22 protein-coding genes are annotated in these 25,350 nt (G+C 41.2%); 6 read left to right on the forward strand and 16 right to left on the reverse strand.

Translation table 11 applies throughout. From position 1 onward, the window contains the following. Positions 1–405 (forward strand): EAL domain-containing protein (locus PHC76_RS10780; protein ID WP_300210054.1); only part of this gene is annotated, 405 nt, incomplete at its 5' end. A gap of 29 nt (positions 406–434) precedes the next feature. Here PHC76_RS10780 and PHC76_RS10785 read toward each other — a convergent pair. From PHC76_RS10785 to PHC76_RS10860, 16 genes are all read right to left on the reverse strand, one after another. After that, positions 435–1,613 carry a glutathionylspermidine synthase family protein gene (locus PHC76_RS10785; RefSeq protein WP_299973753.1) on the reverse strand — a complete coding sequence of 393 codons (1,179 nt, stop codon included), beginning with the start codon at positions 1,611–1,613 and terminating at the stop codon, positions 435–437. A gap of 2 nt (positions 1,614–1,615) precedes the next feature. Beyond that, entirely contained in the window at positions 1,616–2,200 is a 585-nt protein-coding gene (locus PHC76_RS10790; protein ID WP_299973750.1) for a hypothetical protein, read from the reverse strand. 8 nt (positions 2,201–2,208) lie between these two features. After that, on the reverse strand, positions 2,209–2,637 hold the full coding sequence (locus PHC76_RS10795) for a Sua5/YciO/YrdC/YwlC family protein (protein ID WP_299973747.1): 429 nt from the start codon (positions 2,635–2,637) through the stop codon (positions 2,209–2,211). Between the two features lie 108 nt (positions 2,638–2,745). Continuing rightward, positions 2,746–6,003, reverse strand: a complete 3,258-nt coding sequence (gene carB / locus PHC76_RS10800) for a carbamoyl-phosphate synthase large subunit (protein WP_299973745.1) — start codon at positions 6,001–6,003, stop codon at positions 2,746–2,748. 58 nt (positions 6,004–6,061) lie between these two features. Further along, positions 6,062–6,823, reverse strand: coding sequence for a rod shape-determining protein MreC (mreC, locus tag PHC76_RS10805; RefSeq protein ID WP_299973742.1), 762 nt, complete (start codon positions 6,821–6,823; stop codon positions 6,062–6,064). Next, on the reverse strand, positions 6,816–7,853 hold the full coding sequence (locus PHC76_RS10810) for a rod shape-determining protein (protein WP_299973739.1): 1,038 nt from the start codon (positions 7,851–7,853) through the stop codon (positions 6,816–6,818). The genes mreC and PHC76_RS10810 overlap by 8 nt, the downstream gene beginning before the upstream one ends. A gap of 10 nt (positions 7,854–7,863) precedes the next feature. Beyond that, positions 7,864–9,096, reverse strand: a complete 1,233-nt coding sequence (gene clpX, locus PHC76_RS10815) for an ATP-dependent Clp protease ATP-binding subunit ClpX (RefSeq protein WP_300210055.1) — start codon at positions 9,094–9,096, stop codon at positions 7,864–7,866. Further along, positions 9,093–9,878, reverse strand: a complete 786-nt coding sequence (lpxA, locus tag PHC76_RS10820) for an acyl-ACP--UDP-N-acetylglucosamine O-acyltransferase (RefSeq protein WP_299974266.1) — start codon at positions 9,876–9,878, stop codon at positions 9,093–9,095. The genes clpX and lpxA overlap by 4 nt, the downstream gene beginning before the upstream one ends. A 5-nt stretch (positions 9,879–9,883) precedes the next feature. Beyond that, positions 9,884–10,327, reverse strand: coding sequence for a 3-hydroxyacyl-ACP dehydratase FabZ (gene fabZ, locus PHC76_RS10825; RefSeq protein WP_300210057.1), 444 nt, complete (start codon positions 10,325–10,327; stop codon positions 9,884–9,886). Between the two features lie 81 nt (positions 10,328–10,408). Further along, a complete protein-coding gene (locus PHC76_RS10830; RefSeq protein ID WP_299974269.1) occupies positions 10,409–12,013 on the reverse strand; it encodes a cation:proton antiporter in 1,605 nt (534 codons plus the stop codon). Positions 12,014–12,119: 106 nt separating this feature from the next. Next, positions 12,120–12,785: a DUF4145 domain-containing protein gene (locus PHC76_RS10835; protein ID WP_299974272.1), complete on the reverse strand. Its 666-nt coding sequence runs from the start codon at positions 12,783–12,785 to the stop codon at positions 12,120–12,122. Between the two features lie 287 nt (positions 12,786–13,072). After that, entirely contained in the window at positions 13,073–13,480 is a 408-nt protein-coding gene (locus tag PHC76_RS10840) for a hypothetical protein (RefSeq protein ID WP_299974275.1), read from the reverse strand. Positions 13,481–13,600: 120 nt separating this feature from the next. Next, positions 13,601–16,213: a PhnD/SsuA/transferrin family substrate-binding protein gene (locus PHC76_RS10845; protein WP_299974277.1), complete on the reverse strand. Its 2,613-nt coding sequence runs from the start codon at positions 16,211–16,213 to the stop codon at positions 13,601–13,603. Positions 16,214–16,272: 59 nt separating this feature from the next. Next, entirely contained in the window at positions 16,273–17,877 is a 1,605-nt protein-coding gene (locus tag PHC76_RS10850) for a methyl-accepting chemotaxis protein (protein ID WP_299974280.1), read from the reverse strand. Positions 17,878–18,035: 158 nt separating this feature from the next. Next, positions 18,036–19,115, reverse strand: coding sequence for an epoxyqueuosine reductase QueH (locus PHC76_RS10855; protein WP_299974283.1), 1,080 nt, complete (start codon positions 19,113–19,115; stop codon positions 18,036–18,038). 106 nt (positions 19,116–19,221) lie between these two features. Continuing rightward, positions 19,222–19,728: a peptidylprolyl isomerase gene (locus PHC76_RS10860; RefSeq protein ID WP_299974286.1), complete on the reverse strand. Its 507-nt coding sequence runs from the start codon at positions 19,726–19,728 to the stop codon at positions 19,222–19,224. 118 nt (positions 19,729–19,846) lie between these two features. Here PHC76_RS10860 and PHC76_RS10865 point away from each other — a divergent pair, with 118 nt between their 5' ends. The 5 genes from PHC76_RS10865 (at position 19,847) to PHC76_RS10885 (ending at position 25,289) form a co-directional block, all read left to right on the forward strand. Beyond that, on the forward strand, positions 19,847–21,058 hold the full coding sequence (locus PHC76_RS10865) for a HAMP domain-containing sensor histidine kinase (RefSeq protein ID WP_300210058.1): 1,212 nt from the start codon (positions 19,847–19,849) through the stop codon (positions 21,056–21,058). After that, positions 21,055–21,720, forward strand: a complete 666-nt coding sequence (locus PHC76_RS10870) for a response regulator transcription factor (RefSeq protein ID WP_299974291.1) — start codon at positions 21,055–21,057, stop codon at positions 21,718–21,720. The genes PHC76_RS10865 and PHC76_RS10870 overlap by 4 nt, the downstream gene beginning before the upstream one ends. A gap of 132 nt (positions 21,721–21,852) precedes the next feature. Beyond that, on the forward strand, positions 21,853–23,190 hold the full coding sequence (locus tag PHC76_RS10875) for an OprD family outer membrane porin (protein ID WP_299974293.1): 1,338 nt from the start codon (positions 21,853–21,855) through the stop codon (positions 23,188–23,190). Positions 23,191–23,202: 12 nt separating this feature from the next. Beyond that, positions 23,203–23,517 carry a DUF485 domain-containing protein gene (locus PHC76_RS10880; RefSeq protein ID WP_299974295.1) on the forward strand — a complete coding sequence of 105 codons (315 nt, stop codon included), beginning with the start codon at positions 23,203–23,205 and terminating at the stop codon, positions 23,515–23,517. After that, a complete protein-coding gene (locus PHC76_RS10885; RefSeq protein WP_299974298.1) occupies positions 23,517–25,289 on the forward strand; it encodes a cation acetate symporter in 1,773 nt (590 codons plus the stop codon). Before PHC76_RS10880 ends, PHC76_RS10885 begins: the two co-directional genes overlap by 1 nt. Positions 25,290–25,350: the final 61 nt, after the last annotated feature.

The raw sequence follows: 25,350 nt of genomic DNA on the forward strand, positions 1-25,350 counted from the left end.
ATTATTAAAACTATTACCGAAACAGGGACAGCATCACGGATAGTTTTTGAGATTTTGGAATCAGAAGGGATTGAAAACTATGATGAAGTGACGCAATTCATTACACAAGTTAAAGCGTTGGGGGCAAAAATCGCTATTGATGATTTTGGAACAGGATACTCCAATTTTGAAAATATTTTAAAACTAAATGTCGATTATATCAAGATAGACGGATCTTTAATACGAGAACTTTCAGGAAACCGCCGCCATCATATTATCGTTGAGACAATCATCGATTTTGCCCAAAAAATTGACGCAAAAACAATTGCGGAGTTTGTATCGGATGAGCTTATCTATGATACGATCAAAGAGATGGGGGTTGATTATTCACAAGGATATTTTACGGGTAAACCGACAGCACTTTAAGTAGTGATGCAGATTTACAATAAGGGATATTAACGGAGAACATGCCCGACAAATTTGGACATATTTCCTAAAATTTTTCCACCGCGACGGAACCCTAAGCCGCACGCTTCATATGCAAAAAATACCCCTGCTTGGTAGCTGTTGCCATGGATATCTTTCATAAATTCGACATACTCTTGGTAAATCGGTTTAAAGTTGCCATACGGTCCATCATTTGCCTCAACAGTAGCTCCTGAGGCATCGAGTATGCGTACATTTGCCCCTTCTCGTCCAAACATCCGTTTCTCAACTTGTTGGATACCTTTAAGCGGTGTGAACGATGTTTTAAGCAGATACGGTGAATCTGGGAAGAGATCGCACAATATTTTCATCATCCCTTTGGATTGGAAGAGGAGGGTATAGGCTGGGTTAAGGATAATCGCTTTTTGATTTTCCATAATAGTGCTAAGCTGAGTAGCAAGTTCAGGCTCTTCGATAGCGATATCTTCCCATGGGTAAAGTTTAAACCAATATTCATACAGCTCTTCGGCACTGTCATAAATACCCTCATCATCAAACTTAACGCCGCCAAGAGGTTCAAATCCAGTCATAAAACCGGCATCGATTGCCATTTGTTGTAAAAGTCGAATCGTTTGTTCTTCTTCAATATTGCCGCTCATAGAGCTAAAGAGAATTTTCCATCCGTCATAATGTTTTTCAAACTCACTTGGGTCATCAAAAAGGGTGATGAGACGGCGAAAATTGTCACTAATGGCTTCATAGATGTTGTTAAATTGACGCTCTTCATCCATGCCATTATGTTTTAAAAGAGCCCATTGGAGTATCGCCGTTTCAAAGAGGGCGGTGGGGGTATCGGCATTGAACTCAATGAGTTTAATCGGTTTTCCATCCACTCCTCCTGCAAGGTCAAAACGTCCGTAAAGATGCCAATGGACATCGTTTTCCCAACTTTTTTTGATTGGTTCGATGAGGTTAAATGGGATACCTAAATCAAAAAAGAGGTTATTATCGATAACGTGTTGAGCGCACGTGGTATACATATCATAGAGCTCATTGACTGCTTCATAATAAGCTTCTGCCTCTGAATCACTAAGGACAACTAGTTCATTGGCAACATATTTACTTTGATCGCTGTCTGTGTGCCAAGCAAATCCGATTTCTTCTAACGTTGAATCACTAATAGGTGAGATTGTTTCTAATGCTATCATGGTTATCCTCCAAAAAATCCGCCGCCACTTGTGCTCTTAGAAGAAGAGCCGCCAAAGAAGCTTTTTTTCGGCGAGGTTGAAGAGGGGCTACTGTTCATACCGCTTGCGGAACGATGATACGCAGAGCGGTTGGACATATCTTGATGTCTTTGAACATTTTTGTTGTTCATAAGAGCATTTCCAATCATATTACCGAGTAATGCCCCTCCTGCCGCTGCAAGGATAGTACCACCCAATCCCATCCCCTCGCTGTGTGGTTCTCCGTTGAGTTCGGATTTGCCCGATTGCATTTTTTTATACTCTTCATCAGCTAAAGATTTCATTTCAGCTTCAGTCATCACACGTTCATGTATAGTCCCATTTTCATCTTTAGAACGGATAATTGCATGGCTAGGACCCGTTGTTGGCATCTCTTCGACAATAACATATTTTCCGTTTGAAAGTTGTTCGGCTACAATAAATTTATTTTGACTTTCTTGAGCATTTTGGTTCTCTTCTGAATTACTTTGACATCCGCTAAGGGCACTGAGAACTGCAAGTCCGGTTGCTCCAAGCATGATATGTTTTGCGCTAAGTATATGTTTCATAATAGTTCCTATCGTAGTTGTTGAGATTGTGTTGCGCTAAGGCGAATAATCGTAGAAGGCTCACATTGAGTTAAACCACGTGAATCTTCAATAATTATATCACTATGTTCATAACAAAAATGAGGGTCATATATTTTCCCACTTTCATTAGCCGAGGTAGAATAGAGCCAGCCATAACGCTCTATAAGTCGTGCATGATTGCCCTCTTGAACATAACGGATGGCTTGGTTATTAATGACAAACGTTGTTTTTTTTGCATATCGTACGGTAGAACGATATTTTAGGGGGACACGGAGAGTTTGTTTCAAAAGAGAAAGAGAAGCAAATACTTTCAAAAAAGGTTTTGTTTCATCTCGCCCTTTTAGGCGTATGAGGGAGGCACTCTCTTGAGAGAGAAAGCCGACAGTGGTATCCGTTTGGGCAAGAATAATTGACATTTTACACCTGTAGAAATTCTCAAAAACGAAGTTTTTGAAGCTTTAGGGGATTGCAAAGGACTTTAGTCCTTGCCATTAAAACGGATGAATTCGTTTTAATGTTTCTCATTAGTGGTTTAAAAACTCTTGGAGTGCGCGAGGTTTCATCCAGCTATCATCACCCATGTACCCCATCGCTTCAATCGCGGCACGTGCGGCACTAAGAGTAGTGAAATAAGGGATTCCCATCCGTAAAACAATTTGACGGATTTGTTCTGCATCTTTTTTAGATGTTTTATTATCGGAGGTGTTGATAGCAAGGGAAATACCGCTATTTTTCATCATATCTTCGATATTAGGGCGACCTTCTGAAATTTTAAGAACGGCTTCACACGGTATTCCTGCTGTTTCAATCGCTTTTTGGGTTCCACGGGTAGCAACCAAGGTAAAGCCTTGGGCATGTAAGCCGCGAGCGATTTCAGGGGCATGGACTTTATCCATTTCGATAAACGATAGGAAGCATACTCCCGCTGTTGGGATTTTGTTACCTGCGGCAAGTTGGCTTTTGGCGAAACTGACGCCGAAGTTATCACTGATTCCCATAACTTCTCCGGTCGATTTCATCTCAGGGGAGAGAACCAAATCGGCACCGTAGAGTTTATTGAACGGAAATACAGCTTCTTTAATAGCGACGTGCCCTTTGAGGCGTGGTTTGAGCAATCCATCGCTCTCCATCACAACATCATAGTTATCGTAAAATTTCAATGCATTGCGCAAGGTATCTCCGAGCATAACACGGGTAGCAACTTTTGCCAATGGGATACCGGTCGCTTTGGAGACAAACGGTACGGTACGAGATGCACGTGGGTTGACTTCAATCAAATAGACTTCGTTTTGATAAATCGCATATTGGATATTGAGCAGACCGATAACTCCAAGACCCAATGCGATTTTTTTGGTTTGTTGTTCAACTTGGGCTTGAATCTCACGACTGAGACTCACAGGAGGGAGTGAACATGCACTGTCTCCTGAGTGGATACCTGCCTCTTCGATGTGTTGCATAACCGATCCGATATAAACTTCATGTCCATCGGTGATTGCATCGACATCAAGTTCTATCGCTTGATCAAGGAATTTATCGACTAGTACAGGAGAATCGTTACTGACCGATACGGCAACATCCATATAGGTACGAAGTTCATCTTCGTTGTAGACGATACGCATAGCACGTCCACCCAAAACATACGAAGGGCGAACAAGAACGGGATAACCGAGTTTTTCCGCGATTTCAAATGCACCCTCTTTGGTCATAGAGAGACCATTTTCAGGCTGTTTTAACCCTTGTTCGATGACAAAAGCAGAAAATTTTTCACGGTTTTCTGCCAAATCGATTACTTCCGCCGACGTTCCAGCGATTTTAGCACCGATATTGTGGAGACCATTAGCCAGTTTAAGCGGTGTTTGTCCTCCAAAGTGGACGATGATTCCATCGGGTTGTTCGCGTTCCACGATAGCGCGAACGTGTTCGAAATCAATTGGTTCAAAATAGAGGACATCAGAGGTATCATAATCGGTAGAGACGGTTTCAGGGTTACAGTTAACCATGATGGTCTCGATGCCCATCTCTTTGAGGGCAAATGAAGCGTGGACACAGCAGTAATCGAATTCAATCCCTTGACCGATACGGTTAGGTCCACCCCCTAAAATCATCACTTTTTTCTTGTCGCTAATACGAGGTGCTTGAGCACCTAAGCGGGTAATATTGGTTGTCGAATAAAGATAGGGTGTAAGTGCTCCAAACTCTGCAGCACAGGTATCTACTTCGTTATATTCATGGGCAATAGAGAGGTTTTTACGTGCATTATAGACATCATTTTCTTTAACGTTACCACCGTTTTTGGTGATAAGACGGGCAATGTTTTTATCAGAAAATCCTACCGTTTTAAGTGTGCGAAGCTGAACTTCATCACTCAATGTTGCGGTAGTAATCAAAGGTTCTTGGGCAATAATCTCTTCAATTTGGGTCAAGAACCATGGATCGATTTTAGAGAGATTGAAGATATCTTCTTTAGTGAGCCCCATGCGGAAACCTTGAGCAACATAGAGGATACGTTCACTGTTTGGACGGCGAATTTCGTGTTGGATAAACTCTAAGTCACCTTCGATTGGATCAAATCCGCTTAGTCCTGTCTCAAGTGAACAGAGTGCTTTTTGAACCGACTCTTTGAAAGTGCGTCCGATAGCCATAACCTCTCCGACCGATTTCATACTGGTGGTGAGAGTTGATTCTGCTTCGGGGAATTTTTCAAAAGTAAAGCGTGGAATTTTAGTAACGATATAGTCAATAACCGGTTCAAATGCGGCAGGTGTGCCAGTGATATCGTTGGTAATCTCATCGAGGGTAAATCCAACCGCGAGGAGGGTTGCTACTTTTGCGATAGGATATCCTGTTGCTTTAGATGCCAATGCAGATGAGCGTGATACGCGGGGATTCATCTCGATAACAATCATACGTCCTGTTTCAGGATTTACGGAGAATTGTACGTTTGATCCCCCCGTATCAACACCGATTTCTCGCAAAATCGCAAACGATGCATCACGCATACGTTGGTACTCTTTATCGGTCAATGTTAGGGCAGGGGCAACGGTGATGGAGTCTCCTGTATGAACTCCCATAGGATCGAAATTTTCGATAGAACAGACGATGATACAGTTATCGGCTTTGTCGCGGATAACTTCCATCTCGTACTCTTTCCATCCCAAAAGTGACTCTTCAATCAAAATTTCAGTAATCGGAGATTCATCAAGACCCCGTTGTGCGAGGAGTTTAAATTCATCGATGTTATAAGCAACACCGCTTCCTCCACCTGCTAGCGTGTATGAGGCACGGATGATGATTGGAAAACCGATAGTTTCTGCTGCCACCATCGCTTCGTCCATGTTATAAGCATAACGGGAAATAGGAAGATCCATTCCGATTTTGACCATACACTCTTTAAATGCTTGGCGGTCTTCCCCTTTTTTAATGGCACTTGGGTTGGCACCGAGAAATTCTATCCCCTCTAACATCCCCATTTCATGCATTTGCATCGCTGCATTGAGGGCAGTTTGACCCCCCATCGTAGGCAAAATCGCATCAACTTTTTCATCTTTTATAATTTGAGCAATAATTTCAGGTTTGATTGGTTCAATATAGGTACGATCGGCAAATTCAGGATCGGTCATAATCGTAGCAGGATTGGAGTTAATGAGGACAACACGGTATCCTAACTCTTTAAGGGTTTTAACCGCTTGTGTTCCTGAATAGTCAAATTCGCACGCTTGACCGATGACGATGGGACCTGAACCGATGAGGAGTATCGTTTTAATGTCGTCGCGTTTTGGCATGCTGTCCCTTTGTATCAAAAAATTTGTTGATTATAGGGTAAAGGCACTTAAAAGCTGATTATCTTACGCGAGTTATGACATGAAAATAGGTAGGATTAGTGGCATAAAAATAAGGTTCAATGATAGCATTTTGGTATCCGCTAGCACGTGAAATAGAGCGAACTTTTCCTACTTTTAGCCCTGAGAGAAAGATATGATCAAGCCCTGAGGTAGTCACTTCATCTCCTACAGCTATTGGAATCCATGTGGGGATAAATTCAACAATAAGCTGACGGGAATTGTTACCGCGTACAACTCCCGGGGCTTGTGAATTGCCTACGGATACTGCATAAGAGCTTTTGACATCACCGTTGAGAAGTGCCATAGGACGAGCGTGATTAGCAACAACAATCCCTGCAACATAGCCTCGATACAAAAGACCGTACACTCCATCAGGTTTAAAATTATCCATTTCAATCCACAGTTTATGAGGGTCACCCATACGTACATAGGATATTGTCCGCACTAATGCGACATCGGGAAGAGTTTGTAGCGCACTGTTTTCTTCTTTCATAAGGTTCTGATATTCATCAGAAATCTGATGTAGTTTTAGAACCTCACGTTCGTAGTAGCGATTCTGATTTTGAAGCTCTGCTATAGTGTCTGCTTGAGAAATATGTTTGGAAATAGCTGTTTTTATCGATTCAACCTGATGTATATAGGCAAGCTTAATGGTTTGTGAGAGATGGATAAATGGTGATTGTAACAGAGGACTAAAATAAAGAGCCCCCCCAATAGTGAGGGCGAAAAAAAAAGTGAGATTAAGGCGCTGTTTATTCATTATCGAAAAGTTCGTGGAGTTGATCGATCTCTTCGAGTGCTCTTCCTGTACCGCGAGCAACACAGAGCAGTGGCTCATCAGCTACGTATACAGGGATTTTAATGGTTTCTGAGAGGAATTTATCGAGTTGGCGAATTAATGCTCCCCCTCCGGTGAGGATAACCCCGTTGTTGACAATATCTCCCGCCAAATCCGGAGGCATATTTTCAAGTACATCTCGGACTGCTTCGAGGATCTCTTTGAGAGGATCGCGCATCGCTTCACGCGCATCTTCACTGGAGAGTTCTAATGACGTCAAAAGACCCTCTACTTGGTCACGCCCGTTGATAATCATTTTGAGTTCTTGTGCTAATGGCATAGCGGTACCGATATTGATTTTAATATCTTCCGCGATACGCTCACCGATAAGGAGATTGTATTTGCGTTTTACATAATCCATGATTGCGCGGTCGATTTTATCTCCTGCTACACGGATAGAACGACATAAAACAAGACCACCCAAAGAGATAACACCAATCTCGGTAGTTCCCCCACCGATATCAACGATAATGTTCCCCTTTGGCTCACGAATATCAATCCCTGCACCGATAGCTGCTGCCATCGGCTCATCTATAAGATAGACTTCACGAGCACCCGCACTCATCGCTGATTCTCGTACCGCTTTACGCTCTACCTGAGTAAGACCGTATGGGATACAGATGATGATACGTGGGCTAATTAGGCTGGTTCGACCATGTGCTTTTTCGATAAATCGGCGAATCATTTTTTCGGTCATATCAAAGTCAGCGATAACGCCGTCTTTCATAGGACGGATAGCTTTAATGTTTCCCGGAGTTTTTCCGACCATCTCTTTGGCTTCACGCCCGACAGCCAGCACTTTTTGTTGACCGTATTTTTCTGTCTTTACGGCAACAACGGAAGGCTCATTAATAACGATCCCTTTCCCTTTGACGATGACGAGGGTATTGGCGGTACCCAAATCGATAGAGAGATCATTTGAGAACATTCCGATGAGTTTATTAAATAACATTTAGTATCTCCTAGGCGCTTTTTTGAGTCGTTTTTTTAATATAAACGGGTAAAGTAGCTTCATCAACTACCTCTTTAGTGATGATAACTTCGTATCCACTGTATTCGGGGAGTTCATACATAACATCACCCATAATCTCTTCTAAAATTGCTCGTAAACCCCGCGCTCCTGTTTTGCGGGCAAGTGCTTTTGCTGCAATAGCGTTAAGTGCCTCTTTTTCAAAAGTGAGTTCAACATTATCAATAGCAAAAAGTTTTGTGTATTGTTTTACAAGGCAGTTTTTAGGTTCGGTGAGGATACGAACCATCTCTTCCTCGGTAATTTTATTGAGTGATGCGATAATCGGTAGACGACCGATAAGCTCTGGGATAAGTCCGTAGCTGACCAAATCATCGGGTTCAACGTTTTCAAAACTGTCATCGCCCTCTGCGACACTCCGTTTTTCTTGACCAAATCCCATAACATTTTTACCTCGTTTACGCTCTAAAATTTGACCCAGTCCATCAAATGCTCCTCCACAGATGAAGAGGATTCCTGAGGTATCGATTTGGATAAAATCTTGGTTCGGGTGTTTGCGTCCCCCTTTGGGAGGGATATTGACGACGGCACCTTCGATGATTTTAAGAAGGGCTTGCTGAACCCCTTCGCCGGATACGTCACGGGTGATTGAACGGTTCTCGCTCATTCGAGAAATTTTATCAATTTCATCGATAAAAACAATCCCTTGTTGTGCCCGCTCGATATCTCCATCGGCGGCTTGGAGCAGTTTTGTAAGGATGTTTTCAACATCTTCACCGACGTATCCCGCTTCGGTAAGACTCGTAGCATCAGCAATAGCAATCGGAACGTTCAAGACACGAGCAATGGTTTGTGCCATGAGTGTTTTACCGCTTCCTGTCGGTCCGATAAGGAGGACGTTGGACTTGGCAATTTCAGTATCATCGGTTACATCGTGATTTTTAAAGATACGTTTGTAATGGTTGTAGACTGCTACGGAGAGGAGTTTACGAGAACGTTCTTGACCGATTATGTATTGGCTCAAAAAGGTATTAAGCTCTTTAGGGGTGAGGAGCTGTGTATCAAGTGAGGTGTGTGGTGATGTAGACTCACCCCCATTTTCCCCAAACATAATTTTGTAAGCAGAAAAGACACAGTTTTTGCAGATATAGACATTATTGCTGGTAATGAGTGGATTATTATCACTCTCTTCTGCTCCGCAAAAGCTGCAATGACGATGGATCATGATTCTTTCCTTTCGAAGGGGATACCCCGTTTAGTGTTGATAATAAAAGTTGCCATATTTTTAACATAGTCACTTGTTGTCGATTCGAGTAATACGGTTGCTACCTCTTGGAGAGGTTTCCCTGATTCGAAAAGCTCTCGATAAGCCGCTCGAAGGGCATCGATATCGACACGTTCGACATGACGACGCAAACCGTTGAGATTGAGTCCACGCAAGATCGCACGGTTTCCCTCTGCCAAACAATACGGCGGGACATCTTGGGAGAGGGCTGATGCTCCCGCGATCATTGCGTAATCGCCGATTTTCACAAACTGGTGGATAGGGGTCATTCCGCCAATAACGGCATAATTTCCCATCTCAACATGTCCTGCAAGGGTCGCGGCGTTGGCAAGGATACAGTGATCACCGATAATAACATCGTGACCTAAATGGACGTATCCCATAAAAAGATTGTGATTGCCAACAACAGTTTTACTGCCACCACCCGCTGTTCCTGGGTTAAATAAGGTAAATTCTCGAATGGTATTATTATCACCAATAATGAGTTCAACCTCTTCACCCGCATATTTTAAATCCTGAGGAATAGAGCCTAAAACCGCGTGGGAGAAGATAGTATTGTTTTCCCCGATGGTGGTGTTGCCATAAATGCAGGCACTTGCCGCTATTTTTGTCCCGTTTCCGATTTTGCTTTTAGAGGAGATAAAACAAAACGGTCCGATTTCGACATCATCACCAATGATGGCACCCTCTTCGATTACTGCGAGTGGAGAAATAATACTCATGCGACCTACTTGTCCACGATCATTGCTTTAAGTTCAGCTTCGGAGACGAGGGTGTCATCGACGTATGCTTTCCCCTCTAGCACCCAAATAGAGCCTTTATGTTTGACCACTTTCATACGGTATTCTAAACGATCTCCTGGACGGACAGGGGAGCGAAATTTTGCACCGTCGATACTCATGAAGTAGACCACTTTATGAGAAGCTTCTTCTTCGGTCATATCCATGCTTTGAAATGCTAAAATACCGCCTGCTTGTGCCATCCCCTCCAAAATCATTACCCCCGGATAAATCGGGTGACCTGGAAAATGACCTTCGAAAATTTGTTCACCGATAGTGACGTTTTTAAATCCGATAAGAGATTCATTAGGGGTGAGAGCTGTTACTCGATCAACCAGTAAAAAAGGGAAACGGTGAGGTAAAATTTTTTGTATTTGAACAACATCTATCATATTTGTAGTACACCTTGGGTAAAAAATCGCCCAATTTTACCGTAAATTTTGTTAATAAATCATAAGAGAATTGTAAATGCGCTAACTACTGGTTTTATATGCACGTTGTACCAATAAATCTGCCACTTCAAAACTCGCATCAACCAATTCGATTTCCGATAAATCGCGTAAACTTTTGCGCTCTTCAACACTGTCAATTTTTAAGATTATTTTGGCTTTAGGATCAAAGCGGAGTACCGCTTCACTGATAAGACGACGCTTTTGTTCGCTGATCATCGTAATAATGATTGCTTTTGCCTCTTTTACCATCAACGATTCCAAAACTGGGAGTTTATCGAGGTGTCCGAAATACGCCATGTAGTTGAGCTTACGGGCATGGAGAACATGTTTTAGGTTGTCTGAGATGATAATAAAATTAGCCCCTTGTGAGTGAAGATTGGATGCAACGATTTTCCCCAATACCCCAAATCCTGCCACGATAATGTGTTCAGATCGCTCAATAGGGGTAATGACGTCCGATTCGTAAAACTCTTTTTCGAAATAAGAGGAGAGTTTATAAATATTTCCTATAATAAAAGGGGTGAGAATCATCGAAATAACACTCACTAAAATCAAAAAACTTGCCATCTCTTCACTAATGAGTTTTTGTGCTCCCGCGAGGGCGAAAATAGCAAAAGAGAACTCTCCGATTTGTGCGAGAGAGAGTGCCGTTTTTGCCGAGGTGTTTTTGTCCGAATTACGGCGGATAATGGCATAAATAACTACTGCTTTAAAGAGCATTGCAAAGATAAAAATAAAGGTGATAATGTGGATGTTCTCCGCAAAATAGAGCATATCGATTTTCGTCCCCACCCCGAAGAAAAAAGCCCCTAGCAAGAGGTCTTTATAGGTAGAAATATCGGATTCGACTTTGACGTTATAGCGAGTATCCGCGATAATCATCCCTGCGATAAATGCCCCCAGTGAGTAGGTAAATCCCATGCTATGGGCGAGCAATGCCGCCCCTATAAGGATAGAGAAAACCGAGCCTAAAAAGAGCTCTTCGAGTTCTGTTTTCGCTGAAAACTGCAACAGTGCATTGACGATTTTATCTCCGATTGTAAACATAAATACGACGACAAAAACAGCGGAGAGAAGAGTTTTGAGTAGTACTTCACCTAGTGATAGGGTATCGTTGGATAAAAAGGTGATGAGCAATAAAATCGGGATAACGGCGAGATCTTGAAAAATCAAAATTCCCATCGATTTTTGACCATAGGGTGTATGGATGTCCTTAGACTCTTTGAGATAGGTGAGGACGATGGCGGTGGAGGATAGGGAAAATGCTAATGAGATGATGAGCGAGGTGTTGAAATCGAGATGAAACAGAAAATGTGAGAGTAAAAAGATCACGACGACGCTGAAGAGTACTTGGAGTATCCCGTTGGTGAGGAGGATATCTTTCATCTTTTTGATTTTATCCAGACTCAGTTCCAACCCGATAGTAAACATCAAAAAAACGATCCCAAACTCCCCGATAAAATCGAGTGAATCGTTCGCTGAACCGTTAAACCCGAACAAGGTACTGATGATTGTTCCCGTCGCGATATAGCCGATGATATGCGATATCCCGAACCGTTTTAGGATGATGTTGAGCACCGTCGCGATGGCAACAGTTAAAAAGATTGATAAGAGTAAAGTTTCCATAGTGACATTATAGTGCAAGGTGAGTACTAGGGGTGGTTAAAAAGTGGGCGGTTACGATTGTATGTAGAGAAGTGAAGATTTAATATCTCATCTTCGTTATTTGGTTCTACTTCAAGACTCGTGACACTTTATGTGGAATTATATATGTTCCATCTAGCATATGGTCTATGATCTGGATAGCCAAAGATAATTGTTCTTTATTATGTGCTTGTACTTCATGAGCGGCTTTATTTCCGAGAACTCTGAGTTTATGAAGTATATCAACGCCTTCTTTGGTTACTATGGACTTCTCATGAAGAGAATTTATTTGCTGGTTAAGGTCTTTACCTTCAGCTTTTTGATCTTTGCAAATGGTTTCTATTAAAGCTCTAATTCCAATACCAGCTAAAATATTTTGTTCGTTTTCAATTGCTAAAATAGTTTCTTGATATATACCTTGAACTTCAACTGGTAATAAATAAATATTTATGGCTTTAAGCCCTTCAAAGCGACTTGGATAGTATTTAATTGTTTCATAATGGTATATTCCATCTATGTCAACATCATAATCTTCTGAACAAGTTGAACTCACTCTAAACGAGATATTTTCACAGCCGAGGCATTGAATTATTTGATTCTTTACAGTCCAATCGACTGAATTTCCACCACCGTGATCTTCACTACCATTTTCACAATAAGAGGAAATTATTTTATGCGATGTTTCTCGGCAACATTCTTTACAAATAAATTTATGTGTTCCCTCTAAATTGTTTTCTAAAATGAAATCTTTCAAGTATATTTTCCTCTCACGATTAGAAATAAATATCAGGTATTTAATCTTTAATTTTTTGGCTTACAAAAAGAAAGGGGGCAAAGGGATAAACCTATCAATCTAATCTTACCACTCCATTGTCTGTATTACTCGTTCCCAGCGTCCTCGTTGGGAATGCATAACGTCAGATAAAAAGTGTGTAAAAGCTTAGTAAAAAATGGCTATACACTCCCAAACTGGAGTTTGGGAGCGAGAAGATATTACGGAGAATACAAAATATTAAAGATGATACGGCAGAGCCGTATCTCCTACCAGTCGCGCACGAGGTTGTGACAGCGCATACAAGCACGTTGAATATCGAGATAAGCATTTTGGGCTGTGTCACGACGGACGTTATCCATACTCGATTTAATGATTTCGACGTTATCGTTGATCAAGTGTGCAGATGTACTTGCGATACGGGTTTTATGCGCTTTATTTGCTGGGAGCATATTACGCATAATCGCTTCATCACCTAATAGTTTATTGCTCTCTTCGCCAAGGGCTTCCGCAGCTTTAAGCGATTTGGCTTTATCTCCTTCGATAAAACCCGCTTGCATCTGCATCATGTAGTTATTGAGTTTGTACATATTTTCTTTGAGATTAAACTCTGCTGCATTGAGAGTTGAACTGATTGTTAAAGCCGCCATAGCACTGATTAAAAATCTTTTACCCATAAAAACTCCTTGAATGATGTTAGGAATACTATAAGTCAATTTTGATTAAATGAATATTAATTCATGTTATAGAAAAAGGATAAATTGTTATGTTATGAAGAAACTCTATAAACACCTTTCTTAAAAATCTATTTTTTCAAAATCGATTCCTTGAATATCTACTTCCTCTTGTTTCAACTTTTGCTCTTCTTGTTCGAGCAGTAATGAAGGAATTTTTATATAAAAGCAAGTACCGTCAGTGGTAGCTTCAAATCCAATGGAGCCATGTAGATTGTTTTCGACTATTGCTTTGGCGATGTAAAGCCCTAATCCGCTCCCCTCTTGCACTTCTTTGGTTGAAAAATAGGGTTCGAATATCCGATCTTTGATTGTTTCATTCACACCACCACCGTTATCGATAATCTCTACAACGAAAAGCCCATTCTCCTCCAAATAATTGGTGCGCAATGTAATTTTTGCAGAAGCGACGTTACGATGTATTAGGACATCTTTGGCATTGGTAATCAGATTAATCAGCACCTGTATGACGTCTTGTTGTCGTGTATTGATTTGCATCTCTATGTTACACTCTTTTTGCAGTGTGATATGATTGTTTTCTAAATCTTTTTCTAATAATTGGACGGCATTGCAGATAATAGTATCTAATTCATTCGTCTCTATTTGTGTATCATTTTTAAAACAGTTGCTAAAATTATCGATGGTATTGGATAAAAATTCTACTTGTTCTGTCATGGTTTTGATACTTTCTTGCTCTTCGAGTTCCATAAGTTGCAGTGTAAACTCTAAGTTATTTAAACACATTTGGATGATTGAAAGGGGTTGACGCCATTGTTGAGCAATCATACTCAGCATTTCTCCCACTGCTACAAGACGTGATTGTGCTAACAACATTTTTTCTTTTTCTTTGAGGGTGTTTTCGATTGTTCGGTATTTACTGACATCTTCACCGATGGCTATAAGGTGTGTAATGGTGCCATTCACATCTTTTATTGGGGAAATCGCCATACGAATAATATGTTCGGAGCCATCTTTATGTTGTTTTTGTACCTCACCAATCCATACTTTGTTTTCTGAGAGGGTATTGTAGAGATCTTTAGAGGCGAGAGGATTGAGCCCAATCGTGTTGAGTAGCTCTGCATTATGTCCCACAAGTTCTGATTCCTCATGCCCACAACACTCGCAAAAAGAGTTATTAACATACTCCACAACACCATCTACTGTGCTGATTAATATGGTATTACTCGATTGATTTACCGCTTTTTGTAACAATACGAGTTTTTGGTGTAACTCTTCACTGGAAGTGATATCGACTAGATTTACCACAAAAAGTGATGCATCATGCGCAAAACGGTCGATATGGGCATGGAATACACGAGGATAACCATTTTGATCGAGCATCGTAATTTTAGAATATACCCCCTGTTGTTGCATCGCAAAAATAGTCGATAAACAACTATGCTCTCTATCATTATGTGTTTCATCAATAAAATACGAACATAACCCGTGATGAATAATTTCATCGGACGATAAAACACCGAAAAAATTTAAAAAGGACTCATTGCATTCAACAATACGTGTTTCGTCGCCCAACATTGTTAATGCAGTTTGACTATCGAGCATTTGTCGAAAAATATGTTCACGTTCCATTTGTTTGGTCAATTCTCCATTCAAAGTGGCAATACGAGCAGACTGTTTTTGTAACTGTCGATAGAGAAAAAGGATAAAGACTACTATCACACTCAGGACAAGGATAATTAAAATAGCTAGAATAATCTCTACGGCATATTTTTTCACAACTTCCGTAAGGGTGATTTCTGCATCATAAGGGGGCATATTTAAGGTTTTAAGGAGGTCGTGAACCGGTGAATAATCCATTGGAATCGTCCAATGGTCGGTTTTGGTACGTTTGGCAACGTCAAATTGCGGTTCAATACCAAGCAAGGCAATAAGAACTGATTCAGCAAGTTCATCAGATGTGTGGGAGAGTTTAGAAAAAGGCCATTCGGGATAGAGTGCGGTACTGGTTGCAAAAGGAAATCCAGAATAGCTTTTGGGGGCGATAACGCGTACCTGATTCATACTGATTTTACCTTCGCTTGCCATCCGCTCTAATGTATCACTGCGTATGGTTCCTGCGTCTACGCGCCCTTCTAAGACTGCATGCACAACAGCATCATGTGAATGTAAAAAAAGAAGCTTCGAAAAATCCTTTTCGCTCACTCCATGATCGAGTAACTCTTTTTTTCCCATAATCCATCCACCAAACGATTCCGGATCCACTGCTGCGAAACGTTTGTGCCGAGTATCTTCGAGCGTGTGGATGCTGGTATTGTCGCTTCGAGTAAAAATAACTCCCCCAAAACGTTGCTGACCGGGTCCTTTGTCCGAGTGATTTTGAAGTGTAGCGATTCGACTTGCACCGTAATGGTACTCGAATGCAACATACTGAAATGTATTGGTCAATACAAAATCGACCGAATTATGAGCTACGGCATCATTAAGATCTTTAAAACCAAGAGGAACGATTTTAAAGGTATATGTGGGAATTTGTTGATCTAAATACTCTGCTAATGGCTGCCACTGCTGCATCGTTTGCGGTATACCTCGTTTTGCAAGAATACCTATTTTAATAGTCTCTTTAGTTTCAGAGTGGGCATTGAGTGTCGTAAAGAGTAATAAAATAAACAAAATAATCGAGATAATACTTTTATGAGGTTTTGTAGTACGATGCATAAGAATCTCCCATTTTTATTTGGATAAATGCGATCATTGATTACACTCACCAAAATCAATTAAGATGTTTTAAACTGATCTAGTGATTTGCTTAGATTCTCTGCTAATTGTGCCAAATGTTCAGCCGCCGCTGCTATCTCTTCGACACTTCGTGCATTGGTCATGGATAAATGGTTTATGGTATCAATTTGCATGATAACCTCTTTGGTTTTTATATTACCGAAGGAAGCATCTTCTGCTGTTTGATTGGCTATTTTTGCTGCATCTGCGATAATGCCTACTGTTTTATTCATCGTTAATTCAACAGTTTTAGATCGTGTTCCCAGCAGTTCAATTTTTTTGGCACTTTTGGACATAGCTTCCGTGACTTCCATAACCGATTGAACGATTACCGAGACCGTAGCATTGCTTTCAGTCAAGCTTTTTTGTGTCCGCTCCGCCAGCTTTCGTACTTCGTCGGCAACTACGGCAAATCCACGTCCGTGTTCTCCTGCGCGAGCGGCTTCAATAGCGGCATTGAGTGCTAGTAAGTTTGTTTGATCGGCTATATCGGTAATAACAGAAAGGATAGATTTCACTTGTTCTGCTTCTGATGAGAGTCTCTCTAGCTGAGTGGACATTTCTACCTGTTCAGCAACAATCAGTTGTAATGCACTTGATACGGATAGAACATCTTTAGCAGCGTCAGATACCTCATGGGAAGCTTCGTTTATCTCGACTTCCGCTTTTTTGGATTCATCTTCGCTATTCGATAGTATATCGGCTACTTCGTTGGAGCTCTCTTTTGTTTCATCAACGGCAACGGCGGTATCTTCTGTTCGTTTTCCTATTTGTAAGCTTGTAACCGATAACTCTTCCGCAACCGATGCATTTTCGGATGCCGATCTTTTAGCTCCGTCTATTGCTATGGCGAGTTCATGCAAAAGCATATTAACATACACCATCGTTTCAGCAATTTCATCTTTGCTTCCGGTCTCTATTTTTTTGGTGAGATCTTTACTCTTCATAATCTCTTCGCACCCTTTTTTGGCTGCGGAAATGGAACTATTAATCGATCTTAAAACCAGTAAAAACGTTCCGATGGAGAGTATCACAATAAGTGCAACGGTTATTTCAGAGGAGCTGGAACTGTCTTTTATATATTTTAGATTTCTTTTTTCTACCCCTTCTTTAAAAACGGTGACTTTTTCCTCTATGATTTTGTATCTATCAGCAGATAATCGCGTAAGAGTTGTTAATTTTTTCCCGTCATTGGTCACAAAAAATTGATCGCTATTAATCTCTTTTTGATATTTTTTGATAATCTCCATTCGTTCATTGTTGCTCTCTTTCCACTCTTTGATGAGCTCCAATATCTCTTTGATCTGCGCTTTTGCTTCCGCAGCACGAGATTGTTGAGAGAGTGCATTGAGATTTTCGACAATAGAGAGATATTCTTTTTCATAATTTTGGGCAAATCTTTCATCAAAAAGGAGTTGATACCCTCTTAAATTCATCATAAGTTTAGCTTCGGACGTTTCGAGTTTACCAATATCTCCGATTCTCTTGACTGCCCTAGCGGCATCAGAGTTCCCTTTCCACGTTAAATACCCTATAGCGCTAAACCCTACAATCAATAGTGCGAAGAAAAGTGTTAATTTACCTTTTATGGTTCCGAGACTCATGGTGACTCCTATAAAAGAGGGTGGTATAGAAAAATTATATTCCATTTCACTTAATGCAATCTTTTATACAAATTTTAACAATAAATGGTTTTTGAAGAATTTTTATATGCTTGAGATTGGAAATAGTAGGATTATCGAAACGGTACAAAGTAAGTAATTTAAAGAAGTATAAGCTTTTCTCTCGTATCTTCATACATTTTTGTCTCTAAAACGAGAGAGATTTTATCCGTTGGAATCGTATCCACGACGATGATTGCTGAAGTATTGAACGGGTTATCACTTAGTTGTGTCCGTAACGCTATCTCGGTTTCGAGGGAAGGTGCATTAAACATCAATTCTTGGGTGTTTTTATACATCGATGAGGTGAGCAGATTAAACGTATCGAGGGTGATAAATCGTACCTCTTCACGGTTGAGAAAAAACTGACCGTCTATTTCAAAATCAATTTTTCCCTCGGTGGAGGTGCGGTTGATGGTGGAGTAGAAGAGGGGGTAAGAGGGGACGATTTCGGTGCCGACTTTTACTAAAGATCGAATCAGGCGGTAGTTGTAAAACCGCTCTTTGATGATACGATAGGAAATGCCTTGTTCTTCGAGTGCATTACGGCGGCTGTAGAGTTCCAATCTCTCTTCGATAGAGGCAGGGAGAATCTGTTTTGAAATAGGGGAGAACATCTCGTCCATCAGTCGTTGTTGCTGATTTCGTTGCATGGAGAGTCCAAAAAGACAACCGCAATAGTCTTGACGGTAGAGTTGCTGTTCTTTGGCAACGCGTCCTTGATCGGCGGTTCCATTATTTTTACGGTAATCAAACGCCACAAATTTGACACCATGCGTCTCTTCGAATGCTTCGCCGCTACTGATAAGTTGTTCTTGGGATTTTTTTGGGCTGACGAGGAGGGTGGTGGTCATGGTAGACTCGCCGAGTTCGATGGCTTTGTGGGCACTTACCTCGAAACGCTTATCAAAGCACACCTCGCAGCGCGCTCCTTTTTCGGGCTCATATTCGAGACCTCGAACCGCGTCCATCCAGTTCTCAAAATCGTATGGGCCTTCTATCAGCTCAATCCCCAGTTTTTTGCAACTACGTTCAACGTCTAAAAGGCGCAATCGGTATTCGCTATAAGGGTGGATATTGGGGTCATAGAAGAAAGCGACGAGCTTTTCATCGGGGTATTCGTACTGTAGTTTTTCGATAAAGAAGTGGGAATCGACGCTACAGCAGATGTGGACTAGCATAAATTAGTTTTTTTGGTTTCTGTCATCCCCGACTTGATCGGGGATCCATCTTAAAACAAAGAGCTGGATTCCCAATCGAGTTGGGAATGACGGAGAGGAGAACATCTTACTTTTTCTCAGCCAAAATCTCTACAGAATCGATACTATCACGCATAGCGATAGAGTCTAATACCGCCATTGATTCTTTATCATCCGCTTCGATTCCGCCGAATACGGTATGAACACCATCGAGGTGAGGACAGCTTACGAAACAGATGAAGAACTGGCTTCCTCCGGTGTTTGGTCCTGCGTGTGCCATAGAGAGAGTCCCTTTGACGTGGCGGTGCTTGTTCAGTGCAGTTTCACATGGAATTGCCCAACCCGGTCCACCGGTACCTGTACCGTGAGGACATCCCCCTTGAGCCATGAACCCAGGGATTACACGGTGAAAATTAAGACCGTTGTAATAGCCATCATTTACCAGTGCCGCGAAGTTAGCAACGGTATTAGGAGTCTCTTCATTGTAAAGTTTGATCCATATAACCCCTTTAGCGGTAGTCATTTTTGCCCATTGGTAACTTGCCATCTCTTCTGGAGTGACAGTGTAAGTTTTAAGTTCTTTGCGTCCAAACATGGTTGGTATCCTTAGAGGTATATTTTTTGAAATTATAGTGGAACAATCTTAACTATCCAAGCCGAATGGGTTATAATGAGGTAATTTAATGTGGAGAGAGTACAGAGTGGAATCGTGGTTGCAACGCAGAGTAAATAATATTTCATTACGAGACTTAAACTTCTATACCATTGTTTTTATCCTACTTTTTACCGTTGTTTTCTCTTCATTGCTGATTTATGACGAATACAAAGGGTTTGAAAAAACTGTTCAATTAGAGACAGCGTTTATCAATGATAGTAACACGACACAGCCGCACGCATTGACTCATAATGCAATAAAAGGTCGTTTGATAAAAATTGTTTTGGAAATTTCGACCTTGGCATTGATATTATTTAGTTTTGTTTTTGGTATCTCTAAAATCGTTAACAGCATGTTGGCACGGGATATGGAACGATTTTTACAATTTTTTGAATCAGCACATCAGAATGAGACGAATATCCTCCCCAATGAGCTTTACTTTAATGAGTTTAAGCGGATGGCGGGGTATGCTAATGACATGGCGGTGATGATATATGAACAACAAGAATCGCTAAAAACACTCAATGCTTCACTCGAAGAACGGGTAATTAAAAAAACAGAGGCATTACAACAAAAGAATGAGGCACTGGAAGAGGAACAACGTTTTTCTCAAGGGTTACTTGAATCGCACAAACAGTTTATCCGTTATGCTATTCATGAAACACATACGCCACTTTCGGTTATTATGGCGAATATCGAACTCTTTTCTATGAATGAAGGGCGCAACCGTTATCTCGCCAAAATCGAAGCGGCGGTAAAAAACGTCTTTAGTATCTATGATGATTTGAGCTATTTGGTCAAAAAAGATCAAATAGAGTATCCCAAAAAAGCGATTGAATTAGGAGAATATGTTGAAAAGAGACTTGAATTTTTCGATGAGGTGGCACAGTTTTCTCATTTGACTTTTGTGTATAAAAAACCTGAATTTCCTACATGGATTCATTTTAATGAAACCAAACTTCAACGGGTAATCGACAACAATATTACGAATGCGATCAAGTATACTGCACGTGGAGAAAAAATCTTTGTCGGTGTAAACAGTGATATTGAGGAGAGCCGATTTTGGGTAGAGAGCCATTCTCAAAAGATTGAAGATATAGAGAAAATTTTTGATGCGTATTATCGGGAGCGGAAAAAAACAGATGGGTTTGGATTAGGGCTTAGTTTGGTAAAATCAATTTGTGATGAAGAGGGGGTAGAAATTCGTATTGAATCGTCAACCGAATTGACCCGTTTTGAATACCGATTGCGTAAAAAAGGTGATGTATGAAGATTTTATTGCTTGAAGATGAGATGATGCTGTGTGAAGCGATCAATGAGTATTTACTCTCTTTGGGACATCGTGTTGTTACGTTTAGTGATGGTTCGAAAGCTTTGGAAGTATTGGCTCAGGAGATGTTTGATCTCCTTATCCTCGATATTAATGTCCCCGGAATCGATGGATTAGATCTTCTCGAACAGCTTCATACCTTGAAAATCCGTCCTCCTGCTATCTATATCAGTGCCTTGGTTGATATCGAGGGGATCTCTCGTGCATACGATTTAGGATGTTACGATTATCTCAAAAAACCGTTTCATCTTAAAGAGCTTGCACTGCGAATCGATAAGGTGATGCAGGTGTGTACCATCCCACAAAGTCATCTACGCCTTTCTAAAAGTTACAGCTATGATGCCTCTACTTCAACACTACTGTGTGAAAACGTATCACAGCCTTTGAGTAAACGGCAACTCCAAATTATCGATTTACTCTCTCGAAATCGTGGTCGTGTGGTTGATTTTGACCAGTTTCGCACCTATATATGGGACGAAGAGTACGTTGACAACGCCACTATTCGTGCTGAAGTGAGCCGATTGAATAAAAGTCTCAAAGAGGATTTTATTCAAAATATTAGGGCGATTGGTTACATGATTGACATTCCTAAGAATATTTAATGTTACTTTTTTACTCAATACTTCTTTCTAAATTTACTTTTTACAAATAATTTTTTCTAATTTAACGATTGCTACGTTTTTGCTACGTTTCGTTTTCATAATGACGGTGTAAGAAACTTGTAAGGGGTGAAAATGAGACGAATCGTATCTCTATCGCTTGTTGCATCGGCTTTGATAAGCAGTGCATATGGAGCGGATGATTTAGCAGGGATGTTTAGTGAAGGAAAAGTAAGCGGACAACTTCGTGAATTTTCAATCACACGCGATTATAACGGTGCTAGTAATTTTACTCGTATGGCAAATGCCGTCGGCGGATATGTCAAATACGAAACCGGCGGATGGAACGGGTTGAGCCTAGGTGCAGCACTTTATGGAACAGCCGGTTTTGAACTCGGTAACCGTAGCAATGTGAATGATGTCGATCCAACGCTTTTAAGTAAAAATAATAGCAATGATATCTATTTCGGTGAAGCGTATCTCCAATATAAAAACGGAAACACAGCGTTTAAAGCGGGACGTCAAAAACTCGATACCCCAATGGCAGGCAGTGATGATGCCCGTATGCTTCCAAACCTTTTTGAAGCGTATGTGTTGAGTAACACCGATATCAAAGATACAACTTTGGTTGCAGCACACGTAACAAAGTTCGCACAAGGGACATTTGGACGTGTTTATAATGCCAGTGCCAATCATGCAAATGCTGTGTTGAGTGCGACTGCTGGATACTCTTATTGGGATTCTCGTAATCAAACGGGCAGTTTTGTAGATATGGGTAAATATGCTGTTGGTCAAAATACTGACGGTGTAACCGTTGCGGCTGTTGTCTATTCCGGTGTACCGGGATTGAAGCTTCAATTGTGGGACTATTATGCACATGATATTCTTAATGCAGTCTATGCAGAAGCGAATTATGCTTTGACAATGAGCAATGGAATGGCTCCTTATTTCGCCGCTCAATGGATTAATGAGCGAGATGTTGGAAGCAGTTATGCCGGAAATGTACAAAGTGACTTTTTTGGTGCAAAAGCAGGAGTTAAAGTAGCTAATTTTGATCTCTATGCAGCGGTTTCAAGCAATACCAAAGATGCATCTTCTCCGGCAGTTAACGGCGGAACGATTTCTCCATGGGGTGGAATGCCTGCCTATACGCAAGGGATGGTAACACGTCATCAATTTATGGCGGGAACTGAAGCTTGGAAAGTTGCAGGAAACTATAACTGGAAAGATATGGGTGTGAATCTGAACACAGGTGTTTATTATGCTTCGTTTGATTTGGATGCACTCAATGGGTATTCTGCAAAAGCATGTACAACAACAGAATCTGGATTTGATGTGATCTATAGCCCTGAGAAAATGAAAAACTTGCAATTACGTTTGCGTGCAAACTATACGCGTGATTTTGCACAAACCGCTGCCGGCGTTCCAACTGATTGGGACGAATATCGTTTTATTACCAATTACAACTTTTAAAGGAGGTTTATTATGAAACAAGAGATGGTTGATCGTATTAAGAACGATCCAGATTTTATTCATTTGGTCAAAACACGCAGTAAATTTGCATGGACCTTGACGATTGTGATGTTAGTTATTTATTTCGGATTTGTTTTGACAATCGCATTTGATCCGTCAATTTTAGGAACTCCGCTATCGGCAGGAGCTGTGACAACCGTTGGTATTCCGGTTGGTGTAGCGGTTATCGTAAGCGCATTTATTTTGACAGGAATTTATGTTCGTCGTGCAAACGGTGAGTTTGATGAATTGACCGCTAAAATTAAAGCTAAAGCGAAGGGGGAATAATGAGAGCATTACTTTTTTTATTAATTGCTTCTGTTGGGATATTTGCCGGTGAGGCATTGACCGGTGCAGTCGAAAAACAACCGCTTAATATGTCCGCTATTATGATGTTTATCATCTTTGTTGCTGCTACTCTTGGGATTACCTATTGGGCGGCAAAACGTACTAAAACGGCAAAAGATTTTTATACTGCCGGCGGAGGAATCACTGGATTTCAAAACGGTATGGCGATTGCAGGGGACTATATGTCAGCAGCATCGTTTTTGGGTATTTCTGCTCTCGTTTACGGAAAAGGGTATGATGGTTTGATCTACTCTATCGGGTTCTTGGTCGGATGGCCGATTATCTTGTTTATGGTAGCTGAACAACTCCGTAACCTCGGTAAATACACCTTTGCAGACGTTGCATCGTATCGTCTACAACAAACTCCGATTCGTACATTGGCGGCATTTGGTTCAATCTTGACGGTTGTATTGTATTTGATCGCGCAAATGGTAGGGGCTGGAAAATTGATCCAACTTCTTTTCGGTTTAGATTATAACGTTGCAGTTGTGATGGTCGGTGTATTGATGATCCTTTACGTAACATTCGGTGGTATGCTCGCGACAACATGGGTTCAAATCATCAAAGCGTTCTTGTTGCTCTCTGGGGCTACATTTATGGCGGTTGCGGTTATGGCTCACTATAACTTTAACTTTGAAACATTGTTCTCTACTGCGGTGAGTATGAAAGATCAAACGATTATGGCTCCGGGTAAATTGGTAAGTGATCCGATTTCAGCGATTTCGTTGGGGGTTGCATTGATGTTCGGTACAGCAGGTCTTCCGCACATCCTTATGCGTTTTTTCACCGTTAGCGATGCAAAAGAAGCCCGTAAATCGGTTTTTTATGCGACAGGATTTATCGGGTATTTCTATATCTTGACGTTCATCATCGGTTTCGGTGCGATCGTAATGGTATTCAAAAATCCTCATTATCTTGATTTGGCGAAACAAGCAACAGATGGCGGCTTCCCAATCCTCGGTGGTGACAACATGGCGGCGATTCACTTGTCTCAAGCAGTTGGCGGTGACTTTTTCCTCGGATTTATCTCTGCGGTAGCGTTTGCAACGATCTTAGCGGTTGTTTCCGGTCTTACATTGGCGGGTGCATCAGCGATTTCACATGACCTTTATGCGAGTGTTATCAAAAAAGGTAAAACTGATGGGATGATGGAGATGAAAGTTTCTAAAATCGCTACGGTTGTTTTAGGTCTTGTCGCGATCTATCTTGGTATTATTTTTGAAAAACAAAATATTGCATTCATGGTAGGATTGGCGTTTGCGGTTGCTGCAAGTGCGAACTTCCCGATTTTGTTCCTCTCTATGTTCTGGTCAAAATTGACAACACGCGGTGCTTTGATCGGTGGAACTATCGGGTTGTTGACGGCAATTGTTTTAGTTATTCTCGGGCCAATGGTTTGGGCGGAAATTATCAATGGTGATGCACTTAAAGCAGCTATTGCTGCGGCTAAAGCTGCTGCAACGGCAACGGGTGCATCTGCAGCTGACATTGTAAAAGCAGGTGATACGGCTAAAACAGCTTTCATTAAAGAAACTGCGATTTTCCCGTATCAATATCCGGCATTGTTCTCAGTAACAGCGGCATTCGTCAGTATCTGGTTCTTTTCGATTACCGATCGTAGTGAAAACTCACGTAAAGAAGAAGAGGCATACGAAGCACAATATATCCGTTCTCAAACCGGTATTGGTGCTGAGGGTGCAGTAGAGCATTAATTGGAACGTCCAAGGAATAAAATCCCTTGGACTACGCTTGCCGCTAAGGCACTGAAGCTTG

Origin of the sequence: Sulfuricurvum sp., assembly GCF_028710345.1 — a bacterium.
Taxonomy (GTDB): domain Bacteria; phylum Campylobacterota; class Campylobacteria; order Campylobacterales; family Sulfurimonadaceae; genus Sulfuricurvum.

Bases quoted from the DNA above. Each gene is read 5' to 3' on its own strand.
- PHC76_RS10785 (WP_299973753.1), bottom strand. From the start codon at position 1,613: ATGATAGCATTAGAAACAATCTCACCTATTAGTGATTCAACGTTAGAA.
- PHC76_RS10790 (WP_299973750.1), bottom strand. From the start codon at position 2,200: ATGAAACATATACTTAGCGCAAAACATATCATGCTTGGAGCAACCGGA.
- PHC76_RS10795 (WP_299973747.1), bottom strand. From the start codon at position 2,637: ATGTCAATTATTCTTGCCCAAACGGATACCACTGTCGGCTTTCTCTCT.
- carB (WP_299973745.1), bottom strand. From the start codon at position 6,003: ATGCCAAAACGCGACGACATTAAAACGATACTCCTCATCGGTTCAGGT.
- mreC (WP_299973742.1), bottom strand. From the start codon at position 6,823: ATGAATAAACAGCGCCTTAATCTCACTTTTTTTTTCGCCCTCACTATT.
- PHC76_RS10810 (WP_299973739.1), bottom strand. From the start codon at position 7,853: ATGTTATTTAATAAACTCATCGGAATGTTCTCAAATGATCTCTCTATC.
- clpX (WP_300210055.1), bottom strand. From the start codon at position 9,096: ATGATCCATCGTCATTGCAGCTTTTGCGGAGCAGAAGAGAGTGATAAT.
- lpxA (WP_299974266.1), bottom strand. From the start codon at position 9,878: ATGAGTATTATTTCTCCACTCGCAGTAATCGAAGAGGGTGCCATCATT.
- fabZ (WP_300210057.1), bottom strand. From the start codon at position 10,327: ATGATAGATGTTGTTCAAATACAAAAAATTTTACCTCACCGTTTCCCT.
- PHC76_RS10830 (WP_299974269.1), bottom strand. From the start codon at position 12,013: ATGGAAACTTTACTCTTATCAATCTTTTTAACTGTTGCCATCGCGACG.
- PHC76_RS10840 (WP_299974275.1), bottom strand. From the start codon at position 13,480: ATGGGTAAAAGATTTTTAATCAGTGCTATGGCGGCTTTAACAATCAGT.
- PHC76_RS10845 (WP_299974277.1), bottom strand. From the start codon at position 16,213: ATGCATCGTACTACAAAACCTCATAAAAGTATTATCTCGATTATTTTG.
- PHC76_RS10850 (WP_299974280.1), bottom strand. From the start codon at position 17,877: ATGAGTCTCGGAACCATAAAAGGTAAATTAACACTTTTCTTCGCACTA.
- PHC76_RS10855 (WP_299974283.1), bottom strand. From the start codon at position 19,115: ATGCTAGTCCACATCTGCTGTAGCGTCGATTCCCACTTCTTTATCGAA.
- PHC76_RS10860 (WP_299974286.1), bottom strand. From the start codon at position 19,728: ATGTTTGGACGCAAAGAACTTAAAACTTACACTGTCACTCCAGAAGAG.
- PHC76_RS10870 (WP_299974291.1), top strand. From the start codon at position 21,055: ATGAAGATTTTATTGCTTGAAGATGAGATGATGCTGTGTGAAGCGATC.
- PHC76_RS10875 (WP_299974293.1), top strand. From the start codon at position 21,853: ATGAGACGAATCGTATCTCTATCGCTTGTTGCATCGGCTTTGATAAGC.
- PHC76_RS10880 (WP_299974295.1), top strand. From the start codon at position 23,203: ATGAAACAAGAGATGGTTGATCGTATTAAGAACGATCCAGATTTTATT.
- PHC76_RS10885 (WP_299974298.1), top strand. From the start codon at position 23,517: ATGAGAGCATTACTTTTTTTATTAATTGCTTCTGTTGGGATATTTGCC.